Origin of the sequence: Kitasatospora viridis, assembly GCF_007829815.1 — a bacterium.
Classification (GTDB): domain Bacteria; phylum Actinomycetota; class Actinomycetes; order Streptomycetales; family Streptomycetaceae; genus Kitasatospora; species Kitasatospora viridis.
Map to the genome: position 1 here is coordinate 4,725,935 of NZ_VIWT01000001.1, position 15,554 is coordinate 4,741,488.

Annotated in this window: 16 protein-coding genes; 10 read left to right on the top strand and 6 right to left on the bottom strand. The window is 73.5% G+C overall.

What is annotated here, in order from left to right; translation table 11 throughout:
* Nucleotides 1-27: 27 nt before the first annotated feature.
* Nucleotides 28-1,821 (bottom strand): AMP-dependent synthetase/ligase, encoded by a 1,794-nt coding sequence (locus FHX73_RS21315; RefSeq protein WP_145906524.1) that lies wholly within the window; start codon nt 1,819-1,821, stop codon nt 28-30.
* Between the two features lie 259 nt (nt 1,822-2,080).
* Between FHX73_RS21315 and FHX73_RS21320 the strand changes: the two genes are divergently transcribed.
* From FHX73_RS21320 to FHX73_RS21335, 4 genes are all read left to right on the top strand, one after another.
* Nucleotides 2,081-2,515: an SRPBCC family protein gene (locus FHX73_RS21320; protein WP_145906525.1), complete on the top strand. Its 435-nt coding sequence runs from the start codon at nt 2,081-2,083 to the stop codon at nt 2,513-2,515.
* On the top strand, nt 2,515-3,693 hold the full coding sequence (locus tag FHX73_RS21325; protein WP_145906526.1) for an ArsA family ATPase: 1,179 nt from the start codon (nt 2,515-2,517) through the stop codon (nt 3,691-3,693). The genes FHX73_RS21320 and FHX73_RS21325 overlap by 1 nt, the downstream gene beginning before the upstream one ends.
* 71 nt (nt 3,694-3,764) lie before the next feature.
* Nucleotides 3,765-4,088 (top strand): DUF5304 family protein, encoded by a 324-nt coding sequence (locus tag FHX73_RS47270; RefSeq protein ID WP_145906527.1) that lies wholly within the window; start codon nt 3,765-3,767, stop codon nt 4,086-4,088.
* Between the two features lie 180 nt (nt 4,089-4,268).
* Entirely contained in the window at nt 4,269-5,213 is a 945-nt protein-coding gene (locus tag FHX73_RS21335; RefSeq protein WP_145906528.1) for an ROK family glucokinase, read from the top strand.
* Nucleotides 5,214-5,278: 65 nt separating this feature from the next.
* On the opposite strand, the gene FHX73_RS21340 is transcribed toward FHX73_RS21335, so the two are convergent.
* Both FHX73_RS21340 and FHX73_RS21345 read right to left on the bottom strand, forming a co-directional pair.
* Complete coding sequence (locus FHX73_RS21340) at nt 5,279-5,821, bottom strand: hypothetical protein (protein ID WP_246213630.1); 543 nt, start codon at nt 5,819-5,821, stop codon at nt 5,279-5,281.
* Between the two features lie 26 nt (nt 5,822-5,847).
* Nucleotides 5,848-6,630: an alpha/beta hydrolase gene (locus tag FHX73_RS21345; RefSeq protein ID WP_145906529.1), complete on the bottom strand. Its 783-nt coding sequence runs from the start codon at nt 6,628-6,630 to the stop codon at nt 5,848-5,850.
* Nucleotides 6,631-6,797: 167 nt separating this feature from the next.
* Between FHX73_RS21345 and FHX73_RS21350 the strand changes: the two genes are divergently transcribed.
* Genes FHX73_RS21350 through FHX73_RS21360 form a run of 3 tightly spaced genes read left to right on the top strand, consistent with a single transcriptional unit; the run spans nt 6,798 to nt 9,498 of the window.
* The gene (locus tag FHX73_RS21350; protein ID WP_145908431.1) at nt 6,798-7,610 is read left to right on the top strand and encodes a lysophospholipid acyltransferase family protein; all 813 of its coding nucleotides are present in this window, start codon (nt 6,798-6,800) and stop codon (nt 7,608-7,610) included.
* 47 nt (nt 7,611-7,657) lie between these two features.
* The gene (gene macS, locus FHX73_RS21355) at nt 7,658-8,824 is read left to right on the top strand and encodes a MacS family sensor histidine kinase (protein ID WP_246213631.1); all 1,167 of its coding nucleotides are present in this window, start codon (nt 7,658-7,660) and stop codon (nt 8,822-8,824) included.
* Nucleotides 8,825-8,847: 23 nt separating this feature from the next.
* Nucleotides 8,848-9,498, top strand: coding sequence for a response regulator (locus tag FHX73_RS21360; RefSeq protein WP_145908430.1), 651 nt, complete (start codon nt 8,848-8,850; stop codon nt 9,496-9,498).
* Here the strand turns inward: FHX73_RS21360 and FHX73_RS21365 are convergent, their stop codons facing one another.
* The gene (locus tag FHX73_RS21365; RefSeq protein WP_145906530.1) at nt 9,499-10,155 is read right to left on the bottom strand and encodes an NADPH-dependent F420 reductase; all 657 of its coding nucleotides are present in this window, start codon (nt 10,153-10,155) and stop codon (nt 9,499-9,501) included.
* Between the two features lie 60 nt (nt 10,156-10,215).
* Entirely contained in the window at nt 10,216-12,195 is a 1,980-nt protein-coding gene (locus FHX73_RS21370; protein ID WP_246213632.1) for an anthranilate synthase family protein, read from the bottom strand.
* 285 nt (nt 12,196-12,480) lie between these two features.
* Here FHX73_RS21370 and FHX73_RS21375 point away from each other — a divergent pair, with 285 nt between their 5' ends.
* Both FHX73_RS21375 and FHX73_RS21380 read left to right on the top strand, forming a co-directional pair.
* A complete protein-coding gene (locus FHX73_RS21375; RefSeq protein ID WP_145906532.1) occupies nt 12,481-13,815 on the top strand; it encodes a class II 3-deoxy-7-phosphoheptulonate synthase in 1,335 nt (444 codons plus the stop codon).
* Nucleotides 13,816-13,953: 138 nt separating this feature from the next.
* Nucleotides 13,954-14,220 carry a (2Fe-2S)-binding protein gene (locus FHX73_RS21380; protein WP_145906533.1) on the top strand — a complete coding sequence of 89 codons (267 nt, stop codon included), beginning with the start codon at nt 13,954-13,956 and terminating at the stop codon, nt 14,218-14,220.
* 1 nt (nt 14,221) lies between these two features.
* Here FHX73_RS21380 and bfr read toward each other — a convergent pair whose 3' ends face one another.
* The gene (gene bfr / locus FHX73_RS21385; RefSeq protein WP_145906534.1) at nt 14,222-14,704 is read right to left on the bottom strand and encodes a bacterioferritin; all 483 of its coding nucleotides are present in this window, start codon (nt 14,702-14,704) and stop codon (nt 14,222-14,224) included.
* Between the two features lie 201 nt (nt 14,705-14,905).
* Here bfr and FHX73_RS21390 point away from each other — a divergent pair, with 201 nt between their 5' ends.
* Entirely contained in the window at nt 14,906-15,535 is a 630-nt protein-coding gene (locus tag FHX73_RS21390; protein ID WP_145906535.1) for a sulfite oxidase-like oxidoreductase, read from the top strand.
* Nucleotides 15,536-15,554: the final 19 nt, after the last annotated feature.

The following is a 15,554-nucleotide window of genomic DNA, read 5'->3' on the forward strand; positions in this document are numbered from 1 at the left end:
GCCGGCCCGGGCCGGCCCCAGCGGGCGTCACTTCCGGTAGAGCGCCTCGATCTCGGCCGCGTAGTCCTTCAGCACCACGTTGCGCTTGAGCTTGAGCGAGGGGGTCAGGTAGCCGTTCTCCTCGGAGAAGACGGTGTCCAGCAGCTTGAACTTCTTGACCGCCTCGGCGTGCGACACCGCCTTGTTGCCCTCGTCGACCGCCTCCTGGAGGGCGGCCAGCAGCTGCGGGTCCTCGCGCAGCTCGGCCAGGGTGGCCGCGGGCCGGTGGTTGAGCTCCAGCCACTTCGGCAGGAACTCCTGGTCGACGGTGATCAGGCAGGCGATGAACGGCTTGCGGTCGCCGACCACCATGACCTCGCCGACCAGCGGGTGGGCCCGGATCCGGTCCTCGATCACCGCGGGGGCGACGTTCTTGCCGCCCGCCGTGATGATGATCTCCTTCTTGCGGCCGGTGATGGTGAGGAAGCCGTCGGAGTCCAGCGAGCCCAGATCGCCGGTGGCGAACCAGCCGTCCTGCAGCGCCTCGGCGGTGGCGGTCGGGTTGTTCCAGTAGCCGGTGAAGACCTGCGGGCCCTTGAAGCAGACCTCGCCGTCCTCGGCGATCCGCACGGCGGAGCCGGGCAGCGGCTGGCCGACCGTGCCGATCTTCTGCTTGTCGTGCGGGTTGAAGGCGGTGGCGCCGGCCGTCTCGGTCAGGCCGTAGCCCTCCAGCACGGTGAAGCCGATGCCCCGGTAGAAGTGGCCCAGCCGCTCGCCCAGCGGCGCGCCGCCGGAGATCGCGTGGGTGGCCCGGCCGCCGAGCGCGGCCCGCAGCTTGCTGTAGACCAGCTTGTCGAAGACCTTGTGCTTGAGCCGCAGCAGCAGGCCGGCGCCGCCGACCTCCAGGGCCCGGCTGTAGGCGATCGCCACGTCGGTGGCCTGGTCGAAGATCTTGCCCTTGCCCTCGGACTGGGCCTTCGCCCGCGCCGTGTTGAAGACCTTCTCGAAGACCCGGGGCACGCCCAGGATCAGGGTCGGCCGGAACGAGGCCAGCTCGGCGGTGACGTCCTTGATGTCCGAGACGTGGCCCAGCTTGGTGGCGGAGATGAAGGTCGCGACCTCGGCGATCCGGCCGAGCACGTGGGCCAGCGGCAGGAAGAGCAGCGTGGAGCTCTGACCGGGGACGAAGAGCTCCGGCATCCTGGTGGTCACGTTGCCGAGCTCGTGCATGAAGTTGCGGTGGGTCAGCTGACAGCCCTTCGGGCGGCCGGTGGTGCCCGAGGTGTAGACGATCGAGGCGAGCGAGTCCGGTCCGGGCTCGCGGCGGCGCTCGGCGATCGTCGCGTCCGCGACGTCGGCGCCGAGTTCGGCCAGCTCGGCCAGGCCGTCGCGCTCGATCTGCCAGGTGTGCCGCAGCTCGGGCAGCTGCTCGCGCACCGACTCGACCACGGCGGCGTGGCCGTCGGTCTCGGTGACCACCGCGACCGCGCCGGAGTCGCCGAGGATCCACTGCACCTGCTCGGCCGAGGAGGTCTCGTAGACCGGCACGGTGATCGCGCCCGCGCACCAGATCGCGAAGTCCAGCAGGGTCCACTCCCAGCGGGTGCGCGACATCACGGCGACCCGGTCGCCCGGCCGCACCCCGGCGGCGACCAGGCCCTTGGCGGCCTGGTGCACCTCGGCGAGGAAAGCAGCGGCGGTGACGTCCTGCCAGCGGCCGTCCACCTTCTTCGCGAGCACCACCCCGGCGGGGCTGCGCTCGGCGTTCTGGTGGACCAGGTCGGAGAGGTTGCCACCGCTCGGGACCTGGTAGAGGGCCGGAAGGCTGAACTCGTCGAGCACTGCTGCTCCTCGTCTGCGACGCTGCGGGACGGCAGGACGTTACTGCCCGGTAGTCAGCTTGGGGTAGGGGGGTCGGGTTTCTTGTTCGAAGTGTCACATCCGCGGACGAACCCTGACCGAACGTCGTTCGTTGCGATTCGCACGATACGGCAGCCGCAAGGTGACCCATGGGTAGCCCCCGCACGCACGGGCGCCGAGCCCGCGCGCGGTAGCCTTCCATGGCACCGACCGCGCGCACGGGACACACGGAGGCCCACCCATGGCGGAACACACCAGGTCGAGCATCGTCATCGCGGCGACCCCGGCCGAGGTGATGGCGGTGATCGCCGACTTCGAGGCGTACCCCGCCTGGACGGGTGAGGTCAAGGAGATCGAGGTGCTCGGCCGCACCGCCGAGGGCCGCGCCGGCGAGGTCCGGCTGCTGCTGGACGCCGGCGCGATCCGCGACGAGCACGTGCTGGCCTACACCTGGGACGGCGACCGCGAGGTCTCCTGGACCCTGGTGAAGAGTCAGATGCTCCGCTCGCTGGACGGCTCCTACGCGCTGGCCCCGACCGCCGGCGGCACCGAGGTGACCTACCAGCTGGCCGTCGACGTGAAGATCCCGATGCTCGGCATGATCAAGCGCAAGGCCGAGAAGGTCATCATCGACCGCGCGCTGGCCGGTCTGAAGAAGCGGGTCGAGACGCCCTGATGACCAGGCTGGTGCTGGTCACCGGGGACGGACCGGCGATCCCCGCGGTGGCCGCCGCGAGCGCGGCGCACAGCGCGGCGCAGGGTGCGCGCACCCTGCTGCTGGCCGCCGACGACCCGCACCGGCTGCTGGACGAGCAGGTCGGCGTCCGGCTCACCGACGCCGCCGCCCCGGTCCGCGACGGGCTCTGGGCGCTGCGGCTGGACGAGCAGCAGGCCTTCCGGCACGCCGTGGCCGCGCTCGACGGCAAGCTGCGCACCGGTTACGACCTGCTGGGCGTCGAGCCGCTGGACCCGGAGGAGCTCACCGCGCTGCCCGGCACCCGCCAACTCGCCCTGCTGCGCGCGCTGCGCCGCCCCGCCGACGCCTACGACCTGATCGTGGTCGCCGCCCCCGGGCCCGCCGAGCTGACCGCGGCCCTGGCGCTGCCCGAGCAGCTGGACCGCTACCTGGCCCGGCTGCTGCCCGAGCAGCGGCAGGCCGCCCGGGCGCTGCGCCCGCTGCTGGCGGCGGTGGCCGGGGTGCCGATGCCGGCCGACTGGATCTACTCGGCGCGGGCCTGGGCGGCGGCGGAGCTGGCCGCCACCCGGCAGGTGATCGAGTCGCCGCGGACCTCGGTGCGGCTCGCGCTGAGCGCCCCGGCCGGCTCGGTGCCGGCGTTGCGCCGGGCGGCGGCCGGGCTGGCGCTGTTCGGGCACCGGCTGGACGCGGTCGCGGTGCACCGCGCGCTGCCCGCCGCCGCGGTGGACTCCGCCGACCCCTGGCTGGCCGCCCGGGCGGCGGCCGAGCGGGCCGAGCTGGCGGGGATCGCGCTGGGCGTACCGGTGCTGACGGCGGACCAGACGGCCGAGGGGCCGGACGCGGTGGCCGCCCAGCTGTTCGGAGCGGAGCCGGCGCCCGAGCCGGCCGCCCGCTGGCCGTGGACCGCCGAGGACCGGCTGGCCGAGGACGGGGTGCTGCTCTGGCGGCTGGCCGCGCCCGGCGCCGACCGGGCCGACCTGGAGCTGGTGCGGCGCGGCGACGAGCTGGTGGTGGCGCTCGGCCCGTACCGGCGGATCCTGCCGCTGCCCGGCGCGCTGCGCCGCTGCACGGTGGCCGGGGCGGCGCTGCGTGACGGCGAGTTGACGCTGCGTTTCACGCCGGACCCGGCACTCTGGCCGGAGCGGGCGCAGCGGTAGCCCGGCACCGCGGACCGGCCCCCGGCAGCCGGTAGCGTCGAACCCGAGCCACCGTTCGAGGGAGACGCGTCATGAACGATTCAAGCCCTGTCGACAACCCGTTGGTCGACGAAGTGCGCAAGCTGATCGCCGGCGTGGGGGAGCAGGCCCAGCAGGCGTTCGGCCGGTTCCGGGCCGAGAACCCCGAGGTCTACCGCCATCTCAGCGCCGCCGGCAGCGAGTTGCTGGCCGCCTACCGGGCCGCCGTGGCCGGCCACGAACGCCGCTGGTCGGCACCCGAACCGGCGGACGCCGAGCACATCCACCTGGACGAGGAGCCGCCGGGCGCGCCCGCGGCCGAGCCCCGGGAGCCGAACGCCGAGCCGCCCGCCGAGCCCGGGGTCCGAGACGTCTAGACCAGATGACCGAACGGGTACTGGTCGTCACCGAACGGGTTCAATCGTACGACTTTTGAAGCCTCGCGGCGGGGTTACCTGAACCTTGTCTTCGGATAATGTATGGCCAAGTGTGTACGGGAGCACGGCCGGGCGGTAGCGTTCCGCCCCATCGGGCATGAGCGAATGACTGAGGGACACATGGCTCTGACCATCGGCGTCGACGTCGGCGGCACCAAGATCGCGGCCGGCGTGGTCGACGAGAACGGCGAGATCCTGGCCCGCACCCGGGTGCCCACGCCGGCCGACCCGCAGTGGGCGGTCGACGCGATCGCCCAGGCCGTTCGCGAACTCAAGGAGCAGTACCCGGCGGTCGAGGCGGTCGGTGTCGGCGCCCCCGGCTTCGTCGACCGCGAGCGCTCCACGGTGATCTTCGCCCCGAACATCGACTGGGAGAACGAGCCGCTGCGCAGCCGGATCGAGGAGCTCACCGGCCTCGACGCGGTGGTGGAGAACGACGCCAACTGCGCGGCCTGGGCCGAGTTCCGGTTCGGCGCGGCGGCCGAGCACACCGACATGGTGCTGATCACGGTCGGCACCGGCATCGGCGGCGGCATCGTGCTGGACGGCCGGCTGCACCGCGGCCGGTTCGGCGTGGCCGGCGAGATCGGCCACCTCAACATGGTGCCGGACGGGCTGCTCTGCGGCTGCGGCGGCCACGGCTGCTGGGAGCAGTACGCCTCCGGGCGGGCGCTGCGCCGCTACGGCCGGGAGAAGGCGGCCGCCGACCCGGTGGCCGGCAAGCGGGTACTGGAGCTGAACGACGGGGTGGCCGAGACCATCCGCGGCATCCACGTCACCGAGGCGGCCGAGGCCGGCGACCCGCTGGCGCTGGAGGTCTACCAGGAGGTCGCCGACTGGCTGGGCCGCGGCATGGCCGACCTGGCGGCGCTCTTCGACCCGGGCGTCTTCGTGCTCGGCGGCGGCGTCTCGGACTCCGGGCGGCTGCTGCTGGACCCGGTGGCCAAGGCCTTCGCGCACTACCTGACCGGCGGGGTGCACCGGCCGCGGGCCGACGTGGTGCTGGCCTCGATGGGGTCGGCGGCCGGGATCGTCGGCGCGGGCGACCTGGCGCGCACCCGCTGACGGTGCGTCAATGCGGCTCGGGGCCCGGCCGGTTCGGCCGGGCCCCGCTCTTCTTCGACGCCCTGTCAGACCACCGCGCCGCCGTGCGGGTCCGGCGGGTCGCCCGGGTCGCGGTCCTTCATCCGCACCACCAGGGTGACGAAGCCGCCGAGGAAGGCGGTCAGCCCGACCCAGGCCGGCCAGCCGGCGACCTCGCGCCAGACCAGCGCGTCGAAGAGCAGCAGCGCCGGGCCGCCGAGCACGGCGATCCAGGCGAAGGTCGCGGTGGTGTCGCCGGTCGGCAGCGGGGGCGGCTCCGGCGGCACGAAGTGGCCCTCGTCCGGGTCCTCGGCCGCCGCCCAGTCGCGCGGACCGTCCACCGGGGTGCGCGGTCGGGGCTGCGGGGTGAAGCCGGCGATGTCGGAGCGGGCGCGCAGGTTCTCCGCCTCGGGCCAGTCCGGGCGGGTCAGGTCCACCGGGTCGTCGAACTGCGCCACCAGGGCGGCGAAGATCGCGTCCTGCTCGGCCTGGTCCACCGGCTCCGGGCGGCGGTCGGCCTCCCGCTCGGGCTCGCGGGTGCGCTCCTCGTCGTCGCCCGCGGGGTTGTTCTCGTGCTCGTGCTCGTGCACTGCCGGCCCTTCGGTCCTGGTGGCCCTCAGCCCCGCTGGTCGGTGGCTGCGGCGGGCTGCGCGACGCCGGTCAGGCGCCGGACGAACCCGAGGGACTCCTCGAAGATCAGTTCGGCGTCCCGGTCCAGGGTCGCCACGTGGAAGCTCTGCTCGCACAGTCGCTCCGTCACATCGACCGAGGATATCCGGGCGAGGACCAGAGCGGAGTTCGCCGGGGAGACCACGTGGTCCTGCGGGCTGCGCAGCAGCAGCACCGGCTGACGGACCGACGGCAGCGCCCGCCGCACCTCGTGCCAGAACCGGTTCAGCGACCAGGCCGCGTCCAGCGGGATCCGGTCGTAGCCCAGCTCCCGGGCGTCGGGGTCGGCGATGTCGCCGCCGATCCCGGGCACGCTGGGCACCAGGTGGCGCAGCACCGGCAGCAGCGGCGCGGCCGGGTTGTCGGAACGCACCGAGGGGTTGACGACCACCACGCCGGCGACCTCCTCGCCGTGGTCGGCGGCCAGCTTCAGGGCCAGGCCGCCGCCCATCGACAGGCCGAAGACGAAGACCCGCTCGCACTGCCCGAGCAGCCGGCCCAGCTCCCGGGAGACCTCCGCGTACCAGTCCTCCCAGCGGGTCACCCCGAGGTCCTGCCAGCGGGTGCCGTGGCCGGGCAGCAGCGGGAGCGAGACGGTCAGGCCGGCCGCGGCGAGGAACTCGGCCCACGGGCGCAGCCCCTGCGGGCTGCCGGTGAAGCCGTGACACAGGAGCACACCGGTCGGGCCACCGCGGTGGTGGTAGGGCTCGGCACCGGGCAGCAGGGGCATCCGGGGCTCCTCGGCGAGAGGTCGGGTAGATCCAGATCGTCCCACGCGCACGCCCGTGCGTACAGACCCTCCCGGCGCCGCACCCCCTCGGGTGCGGTCGTGGCGCCGACGGGGCATTAGGATCGTCCGGTCTGCAACACAGGAGGTCCGGGTTGTTCTACCGACTGATGAAGTTGATCGTGGCACCGCTGCTGCGGCTCTTCTTCCGGCCGTGGACGGAAGGCATGGAGAACATCCCGGACGAGGGTCCGGCGATCATCGCGAGCAACCACCTGTCGTTCTCGGACTCCTTCTTCCTCCCGGCGCTGATGAAGCGCCGGGTCACCTTCATCGCGAAGGCCGAGTACTTCAACACGCCGGGCCTCAAGGGCCGGCTGACCGCCGCCTTCTTCAAGGGCGTCGGCCAGCTGCCGGTGGACCGCTCCGGCGTGCGCGGGGCCGGCGAGGCGGCGATCCGCAGCGCGATCGCGGTGATCGACCGCGGCGAGCTGTTCGGCGTCTACCCCGAGGGCACCCGCTCGCCCGACGGCAAGCTCTACCGCGGCAAGGTCGGCGGGCTGGCCCGGGTCGCGCTGCAGACCGGCGCGCCGGTGATCCCGGTCGCCATGATCGACACCGAGAAGGTGCAGCCGCCCGGCCAGGTGATCCCCAACTTCGGCATCCGCCCGGGCATCCGGATCGGCCGGCCGATGGACTTCTCCCGCTACCAGGGCATGGAGAACGACCGCTTCATCCTGCGCTCGGTCACCGACGAGGTGATGTACGAGATCCTGCGCCTGTCCGGCCAGGAGTACGTGGACATCTACGCGACCGCGGCCAAGCGCCAGATCGCCGAAGAGAAGAAGCGGGCCGACGCGGAGCGCCGGGCCGAGCAGCGCGCCGAGCGGGCCGCCGAGAAGGAGCGGCTCGCGGCGGAGAAGGTCGCCGAGGCGGAGCGGGCTGCTCAGGCCGTCCAGGCCGCCAAGGGCGAGGACGAGTAGCGCGTCCTGACGGGGGGTCGTCGGGCGGGACGAGGGCGGGGGGAGCCATGGCGGTGCTGCGCAGCGGCCCGGACGGGGCCGTGGCGGCCGGCGGGATGTCCGTCGAGCTGCCGATGTGGCGGGCGATCAGCATCTTCCGGGTGCTGGCGCTCGGCTACGCGCTGGCCCGGTACGCGGACGCCTACCGGCACTACCTGCACCCGGTCTCCGGCTGGATCTACCTGGGCGCGCTGGTCATCTGGACGCTGGCCACGCTGCGCGCCTTCGGCAGCCCGACCCGGCTGCTCTGGCCGGTGCTGGTGGCCGACCTGGGCATGGCGGTCGCCGGGGTGGTGCTCAGCGGGATCGACGACACCCCGCACCGGATCGCCGCCGGGGCACTGACCCTGGACACCATCTGGGCGGCCGGCACCGTGCTCGGCTGCGCGGCCAAGGGCGGCTGGCGGCCGGCCTCGGTGGCGGCGGTGGTGATCGGCGGCGCCAACATCGCCTTCCACGGCGGGTTCACCGGCGACAACGTGCACAACACGGTGCTGCTGCTGGTCGCCGGGGTGGCGATCGGCTACGTGATGGAGCTGGCCCGGGCCAGCGAGGCGACGCTCACCCAGGCGCTCAAGCTGGAGGCGGCCGGCCGCGAGCGGGCGCGGCTCACCCGGGACATCCACGACGGGGTGCTCCAGGTGCTCGCGCTGACCCAGCGTCAGGTGCCCGGCGAGCTCGGGCGGTTGGCGGGGGAGCAGGAGCGAGCACTGCGCGCGTTGATGACGGGTGCTCTCGTTCCGGAGCAGCGCTCCGACGACGACGGCCCGGACGGCGAGCGGGACCTGCGGGAGCTGCTCGCGCCGCTCGCCGGCGAGCGGATCACCGTTTCGGCCCCCGGCACCCCGGTGCTGCTGCCCCGGGACGCCGCCGGCGAGCTGGCCGCCGCGGTCGCAGCGGCGCTGGACAACGTGCGCCGGCACGCCGGGGAGCAGGCGCGGGCCTGGATCCTGCTGGAGGACGAGCCGGCCGCGGTCACCGTCTCGGTGCGCGACGACGGGCCCGGCTTCGCCGCCGGGCGCCTCGCCGAGGCCCGGGCCGCCGGCCGGCTCGGCGTGGCCCAGTCCATCGAGGGCCGGCTGCGCGACCTCGGCGGCAGCGCGGTGTTCCACTCGGCGCCCGGGCAGGGCGTGGAGGTCGAGATGACGGTGCCCCGGGAGGGAGGAGCGCGGTGAGCGGGACGGACGGACTGCGGGTCATGGTGGTGGACGACCACCCGATGTGGCGCGAGGCGGTGGCCCGGGACCTGGCCGACGCCGGGTTCCAGGTGGTCGCCACCGCCGGCGACGGACCCGAGGCGGTGCGGCGGGCCCGGGCCGCGGCGCCGCAGGTGCTGGTGCTCGACCTCAACCTCCCCGGGCTGCCCGGCGCCGAGGTCTGCCGGCAGGTGGTGGCCGCCGACCCCGCCCTGCGGGTGCTGGTGCTCTCCGCCAGCGGCGAGCACGAGGACGTGCTGGCCGCCGTGAAGTCCGGGGCCACCGGGTACCTGGTGAAGTCGGCCGGGCGGGAGGAACTGCTGGAGGCGGTGCGGCGGACGGCGGCCGGCGACCCGGTCTTCACCCCCGGGCTGGCCGGCCTGGTGCTCGGGGAGTTCCGCCGGCTCGCGGCGGAGCCGGCCGGCCAGGCCGGCTCCGGCGAGCCGGGCGCGCCCCGGCTCACGGCGCGGGAGACCGAGGTGCTGCGGATGGTGGCCAAGGGCCTGTCGTACCGTCAGATCGCCGAGCGGCTGGTGCTCTCGCACCGCACGGTGCAGAACCACGTGCAGAACACCCTGGGCAAGCTGCAACTGCACAACCGGGTGGAGCTGGTGCGGTACGCGATCGAGCGCGGGCTCGACGCCGAGGGCTGATCAGGCCGCGGCCGGGAAGCTGTAGTTGAAGTCGGTGTGGCCGAGGTGGCGCATCATGCTGATCCAGAACGGCATCAGCATCTCCAGGCCGCGGGCCGCCCCGATGCCGCCCAGGTCGGTGATCGAGTCGGCCGGCCAGCCGAAGGTGAGCAGCAGCTGGGCCGTCTCCCGCTTGGCCGACGGGTCGTCACCGGCCACGAAGACGGCGTGGTGGCCGGGCACCCGGGAGGGGGTCACCATGACCGGGGCGGCCATGGTGTTGAGGCTCTTCACCACCCGGGCGGCCGGGTAGGCGCGCTGCACCCGCTCGCCGACGCTGTCGGTGTTCACCGGGTCCAGGGTGACCTGGCCGTCGGGGGCGAAGACCAGCGGGTTGGTCACGTCGATCAGCACCTTTCCGGCCAGCGGCTCGGGGCCGACCAGGGCCAGCGCCTCCAGCGCGGCGGTGCCCGGAACGGCCAGCACCACCAGCTCGCCGAAGGCGGCCGCCTGCGCGAAGGTGCCCCGGCTGCCGTGCGGACCGGCGGCCTCGTCCCAGCCGACCGCCGCCTGCCCGTCGACGTTCCGCGACCCGAGCATCACCTCATGACCCACCGTCAACAGCTTGCTGCCCAGCGTCTGTCCGACGGTCCCGGTCCCCAGCACTCCGATGCGCATACCCGACATTATGCGCAGAAAGGCCCCCGGAACGGCCGCAGCCACCCCGGGGGCGCCGGGTCAGCGGGCCACCGGGGCGGTGGCCGGGCGGAGCAGGGCGGTCAGCAGCCCCGGACCGTCGTGGGTGAGCACCGACTCGGGGTGGAACTGCAGGGTGGCGAAGCCGGGGCCGCGCAGCGCGTGCACGTCCCCGGTGGCGGGGTCGCGGGCCAGCTCGATGCCCGCCGCGGCGAGGCGGGCCGCGTCGGCGTCCGAGGCGCGGGCGGTGAACGTGTTGTAGAAGCCGACCGTGTGCGCGGTGCCGAACAGGTCCACCGTCTCCTGCGCGCCCTGGTAGACCCGCGCCTTGCGGTGCAGCCCGAGCCCCAGCGCCCCGCAGAGCAGCTGGTGGCTGAGGCAGACCGCGAGCAGCGGCGCCCGCCGGGTGCCGGCCAGCGCGGCCGCCAGCGCATCGGCCACCACCGGCCGCAGCAGCGCCATCTTCGGGTCCGCCGGGTCGGCCGGGTCGCCCGGGCCGGGGCCGAGCACCAGCGGCCCCGGGTGCGCCGCCGCCCGCTCCCGCAGCCCGGGCGTGTCGTACCGCAGCACCTCCACCCGGTGGCCCAGCGAGCGCAGCAGGTGCGCCAGCATCGCGGTGAAGGTGTCCTCGGCGTCCACCACCAGGGTCGGCTCGGCCTCGGTCACCGCGACCTGCTGCTGCATCCGCAGCCAGAACGGCGCGAGCCCGGCCCGCCGGGAGTCCAGCGAGCTCTGCACCCGGTGGTCGTCGGCCAGCCGCGGGCCCTCGCCCGCCCCGGGCCGGCGCGGCGGGGCCGGCCGCGCGCCGATCGCGGCCAGCACCCCGGCGGCCTTGGCGTGCGTCTCGGCCACCTCGGAGTCCGGGTCGGAGTGCCGCACCAGGGTGGCGCCGACCCGCACCACCAGCGAGCCGTCGGCCGGGTCGATGTCGGCGGTGCGGATGCAGATCGGCGAGTCCAGCTGCTGCCCGCCGCCGGCCGAGCGCCCGATCAGTGCCAGCGCGCCGGAGTAGTAGCCGCGCCCCGAGGTCTCGTACCGCTCGATCACCCGGGTCGCGTTCTGCAGCGGACTGCCGGTCACGGTGGCGGCGAACATGGTCTCCCGCAGCACCTCGCGGACGTCCAGCGAGGTGCGCCCGCGCAGCTCGTACTCGGTGTGCGCGAGGTGGGCCATCTCCTTCAAGCGCGGTCCGAGCACTTGCCCGCCGAGGTCGCCGACGGTGCACATCATCTTCAGCTCCTCGTCGACCACCATGGTGAGCTCCTCCAGCTCCTTGGGGTCGCGCAGGAAGTCGAGCAAGCCGTCGACGGTCGGGCCGCCCGCCGGATAGCGGTAGGTGCCGGAGATCGGGTTCATCACCACCGTGCCGCCGCTCTGCCGCACGTGGACCTCCGGCGAGGCGCCGACCAGCACCCTCCCCCGGCCTTCGGCCGGGGGGACCCCCGTGCCCGTGCTGACCAGGTAGGTCCAGTACGCCCCCCGCTCCTGCACCAGCAGGCGCCGGAACAGGCTCAGCCCGAGCGCCGGCGAGAAGTCCGCCAGCCGGCCCCGGAAGTCGCGCCGGATCACGAAGTTGGCGCCCTCGCCGCGCCCGATCTCGTCCTCGATCACCCGCCGGACCGTCTCGGCGTACTGCTCGTCGGACAGGTCGAAGCCGCCGTCGGTCAGCTCCACCGCCAGCTCGGGCAGCGCGGCCAGCACCTCGGCCAGCGGCAGGGCGTACTGCTCGGTGACGGCGAGTGCCTGCAGCGGCGTGCCGTCGTCGTGCGCCCGGAAGCCGCGCTCGCGGATCTGCCGGTAGGGCACCAGGGCGAGCAGGTCGTGCCGGGGCCGACCGTCGGCCGGCGCGCCGGTCGGCAGCGGCAGCTCGGCGAGCGTGTCGTACCGGCCCACCTCGCCGATCAGCAGCTCGACGGTGCCGGGGGCGAGCCGCGGGGTGCGGCGGTGCAGCAGGGCGAAGGCTGGCGCGCCGGGCGCGGTGAGGCGGGCGAGCAGGTCGGCGGTGCCGGGGGTGCTGGTCACGTGCGGCCTCTTTCCGAGGGAACAGGGCTGCTCCACCGGGCGGGACGCGGGCGGGAACGCCGACGGCCGCCCGAGGGCGGCCGTCGTGTCGTCTTTAGGAACGCGCGAGCAGTGGGCCACCTCGGGGGATGGTCCACCACCAGGAGAAGGTGTGCGGCGCGGTCACGGGAAGGACGATAGCGGATCTGCTCCCTCCTCGAACGGCTCCACAAGAATTGTCCAGCTCTTGTCTCACTAGCCGATCAGGGGACGTGTTTCGGTCGGCGCACCCCGTAGCCTGGCTACGTGACCGCATCGAATCTCCACACCTGGCAGTCCCTGCCCGCGGCGCAGCAGCCTGAATGGCCGGATCCCGAGGCGCTGCGCTCCGCCCTTGCCGAGCTCACCTCGTATCCCCCGCTCGTCTTCGCCGGCGAGTGCGACCAGCTGCGCGCCCGGCTCGCTGCCGTGGCCCGTGGTGAGGCCTTCCTGTTGCAGGGCGGCGACTGCGCCGAGGCCTTCGACGGCGTCTCGGCGGACCACATCCGGAACAAGCTGAAGACCCTGCTCCAGATGGCCGCCGTGCTCACCTATGCGGCCTCGGTGCCGGTGGTCAAGGTCGGCCGGATCGCCGGCCAGTACTCCAAGCCGCGCTCCAAGTCGACCGAGACCCGCGACGGCGTCACGCTCCCGGTCTACCGCGGCGACTCGGTGAACGGCTTCGAGTTCACCCCCGAGTCCCGCCGCCCCGACCCGGAGCGGCTGAAGCGGATGTACCACGCCTCCGCCTCCACGCTGAACCTGGTCCGCGCCTTCACCACCGGCGGGTACGCCGACCTGCGCCAGGTGCACGCCTGGAACCAGGACTTCGTGCGCAACTCCCCGGCCGGCCAGCGCTACGAGCGCCTGGCCAAGGAGATCGACAAGGCGCTGTCCTTCATGAACGCCTGCGGGGTGGCCCCGGAGGAGTTCAAGACGGTCGAGTTCTACTCCTCGCACGAGGCGCTGGTGCTCGACTACGAGACCGCGATGACCCGGGTGGACTCCCGCACCGGCGAGCTCTACGACGTCTCCGGCCACATGGTCTGGATCGGCGAGCGCACCCGGCAGCTGGACCACGCGCACATCGAGTTCGCCTCGAAGGTGCGCAACCCGATCGGCGTCAAGCTCGGCCCGACCACCACGGTCGACGAGGCGCTGACCCTGATCGAGCGGCTCGACCCGGACCGCGAGCCGGGCCGGCTGACCTTCATCACCCGGATGGGCGCGGGCAAGGTCCGCGACCACCTGCCGCTGCTGCTGGAGAAGGTCACCGCCTCCGGCGCCCAGCCGGTGTGGATCTGCGACCCGATGCACGGCAACACCTTCGAGGCGGAGACCGGGCACAAGACCCGCCGGTTCGACGACGTGCTGGACGAGGTCAAGGGCTTCTTCGAGGTGCACCGGGCGCTCGGCACCCACCCGGGCGGCATCCACGTGGAGCTGACCGGCGACGACGTGACCGAGTGCGTCGGCGGCGGCGACGAGGTGCTGGTCGACGACCTGCACCAGCGCTACGAGACGGCCTGCGACCCGCGGCTGAACCGCAGCCAGTCGCTGGACCTGGCGTTCCTGGTCGCCGAGATGTACCGCGAGCTCTGAGACCGGCCCGTTCGGTGATGTGACGAAGGCCCTGTCCCCTCCGCGGGGCAGGGCCTTCTCGCATCCCGGGAACGCCGGGTAAGGTAAGCCTTAGCTGACCGGCGCAGAGCGCCCCGCACCACCCTGGGAGAGCCCGCGATGTACGTGTGCATGTGCCATGCGGTCACCGAGGACCAGGTGAAGCGGGCGATCGACCAGGGGGCCGACTCGCCCCGGCGGATAGCCCAGGGCTGTGGGGCCGGCACCGACTGCGGCTCCTGCGTCCGGCGGATCCAGGCGCTGCTCGGGGAGCACGGCGGCCGCCCGTGCCCGACGGCCCGGCTGGCCGCCAAGCTGGGGCTGGCCGATCCCGAGGTGAACGCACCGGAGCCGCTGCCCGCCGCCCGGGCCCGGCGGACCGCCTGAGTCAGCTCTCCTCGGGCTGCTCGACCAGGGTGGACAGGTAGAGCGCCTCGCCGAGCTTCTCGACCAGTGCCAACTGGGTGTCCAGGTAGTCGATGTGGTTCTCCTCGTCGGCCAGGATCGCCTCGAACACGTTGGCCGAGGTGATGTCGTTCTTGGCCCGCATCACCACGATGCCGCGGCGCAGCCGGTCGATCGCCTCGACCTCGACCTGCCGGTCGGCCTCGAACATCTCCTTGACCGTCTGGCCGATCCGGACGTGGAACAGCCGCTGGTAGTTGGGCAGTCCGTCGAGCAGCAGGATCCGGTCGGTGAGCACCTCGGCGTGCTTCATCTCGTCGAAGGACTCGTGCCGGGTGTACCGGGCGAGCTTGGTCCAGCCGAAGTTCTCCTGCATCTTCGCGTGCAGGAAGTACTGGTTGATGGCGGTCAGCTCGGCGGTGAGCTGCTCGTTGAGGAACTCGATGACCTCGGGGTCGCCCTTCATGGGGTACTGCCTTCCTGCCTGCGCCGGACTCTGGTTGGACGCATCCTGGCACCGCTGCGGGTGATAGTTCCAGTAAGTTCACACTCACCCGGGTTGGTGTCGGATTGCCCGATTTACCGCCGACTCCGGCGAACGGGGGGCGCACGTCACCGCCAAGGGGCGCGCGGCGATCGGCGACCGCCGTCTGTCACCATGGGAGCCATGGGTCAGTCCGTGCCGGAACCGCAGCAGCCGTCCGACCCGAGGCTCCCCCCGGGCCAGCGGCTGCAGCGCGGCTGGCCGGTGCTGCACTACGGACCGGTGCCCCGCTTCAAGCCGCTGACCTGGGACCTCCAGGTGTTCGGCGCCACCGCCTCGGGCGACAAGCACAGCTGGGGCTTCGAGGAGTTCCACCGGCTGCCGCGCACCACGGTGCGGGCCGACTTCCACTGCGTGACCCGGTTCTCCATGCTCGACAGCGAGTGGGGCGGGGTCGCCGCCGGCACCGTGCTGGACCTGGCGCCGCCGGCCCCCGAGGTCACCCACGTGATGGTCTGGGCCGAGTACGGCTACAGCGCCAACCTCCCGCTGGCCGAGTTCGCCGACCCCCGGACCGTCCTCGCCACCCACCACGACGGCGAGCCGCTCACCGCCGAGCACGGCTTCCCGGTGCGGCTGATCGTGCCCGGCCGGTACGCCTGGAAGGGCCCCAAGTGGGTCCGGGCGGTGGAGTACATGACCGCCGACCGGCGCGGCTTCTGGGAGGAGCGCGGCTACCACAACCTGGCCGACCCCTGGCGCGAGCAGCGCTACGCCCACCAGGAGGAGCCGGGGGACGGCCCGCTCAGCTGAGCCGGCCGCCCCGACGGGC